Genomic DNA, 1,612 nt, shown 5'->3' on the forward strand with positions numbered 1-1,612 from the left:
TCATCAGATTTTATAAGGCATTCGCTTATGAGCTGATGTGCCGTTATTTTTGCTTCTTAAAATAAGTTGAAGTGAAACTTTTACGTTATAAAAGATTTTGTTGAGTTTCTTATCAGAAATAAGGTTGTTTTAATAAAAAATTTTCCCATTTTCGATGAGCAGCTTGCCTTCTTTTTCCATTCTTTTTAATGCTCTGATTACAGTTTCTACACACAGCCCGGTAAGACTTGCCATTTGCTGTCTCGTTAATGGAATCTGAAACATAAATCTTTTTTCTGTACATTCAAAACTCTTCAGATAATCCATAAGAGTTTTCAGTTTCACTGTCGGATTTTGTGTAGACATATTCTGTGCCATAATTTGTTTGAAATAAAGCTTTTCTGAAAGAGATCTGTTCATCTCAAAACAAATTTTTGGGTTTTCTTCTAATAAGCTTAAAAATTTTTGTTTTGTAAGGCTTAAAACTTCACACGCCGTTAATGCAATTGCATTCATTGGGTAAGACCGGTTCATAAAAAGTAAAGACTCGCCAATGCAGTCACCTTTTTCTAAAAGATGCTGAATGCTTTCTTTCCCGGATTCGTCGTAATTATTCATTTTTACATTTCCGGAAATGATCTGAAAATAATAATTGGGTGATTCTCCTTCTTTGAAAATATTTTCAGATGGACTATACGTTTTGGTAACAGCACCTGCATTTTCAAGGATTTTCTGATTGATTACCATGGTTTTAATATTTATTACTAACTGTGATTGTAATCTTCACAAAAGATATGAGTAAATATTAGGCGGTAACAATGTTTAGAATAACGGCAGAACCGTCGAATAAATAATGCTAAAACATTAATATTTTACTGAATTTTAGTATTTATATTTAAATAGTAGAATCATTCACACTTTTTTTAAAAAAAATGTAAATTTTAAGGTTTAAATTGTAACTAATTTAAACCAGTACAATCAGTTAACACGATTAAATAGAKTTTAAACTAAAAGTTTTTATCTGTATATAATTATTTAGTTGCTGTAGATATCGAGTCTTTAGGCATTGCTGCACTGTCAGGAATAGTAGTGGTGGTCATTGTATCTGGTGAAACAGGAACAGTTCCCGAAGTCATTGTATCTGCAGTCAAAGAATCTGAAGTGTTGTTTTGGGTCTCCGTTTCTTTTTTCGAGCAGCTAAGAACAATAATTCCCAAAGCTAAAATTAGCACTGATTTTTTCATAATATTTATTTTTATGGTTGGTGTTATTTAAATATCAGTAATTTAGTTTACAGACATTTAATTAACAAATGTACCATTAATTATTTATAAAGATCGTGATTAAGATCATAAATGTTTCTTAAAAGAAGAATGTTTAATTTAATAATGCTTTTATTTAATTTTTTTTACATGCATATAATATTTTTTTTAGCAAATTTATATTTTGGTTAGGTTTTTGAAGAGCCAATAATCATAGAAATAATACACACCACAATCATAAAAATATAATATTATGTCAACAGAAAATTTAAGTCACGCAGATGCGGTAAAAAAAATCAAAGAACTTTCAGAAAAGGCCAAAATCTGTATGTTTTGCACTAATCTGGAAAGTCTGCCAGTCAATACAAGAC

Annotated in this window: 2 protein-coding genes; both read right to left on the minus strand. The window is 29.4% G+C overall.

The window, feature by feature from the left end; genetic code table 11:
- Window positions 1-129: 129 nt before the first annotated feature.
- Window positions 130-726 carry a Crp/Fnr family transcriptional regulator gene (locus AB4Y90_RS17800; RefSeq protein ID WP_441558899.1) on the minus strand — a complete coding sequence of 199 codons (597 nt, stop codon included), beginning with the start codon at window positions 724-726 and terminating at the stop codon, window positions 130-132.
- Window positions 727-1,010: 284 nt separating this feature from the next.
- Window positions 1,011-1,223, minus strand: coding sequence for a hypothetical protein (locus AB4Y90_RS17805; protein ID WP_441558900.1), 213 nt, complete (start codon window positions 1,221-1,223; stop codon window positions 1,011-1,013).
- Window positions 1,224-1,612 lie beyond the last annotated feature (389 nt).

The sequence above is a fragment of the Chryseobacterium sp. 2TAF14 genome, from assembly GCF_052115105.1.
Classification (GTDB): Bacteria; Bacteroidota; Bacteroidia; order Flavobacteriales; family Weeksellaceae; genus Chryseobacterium.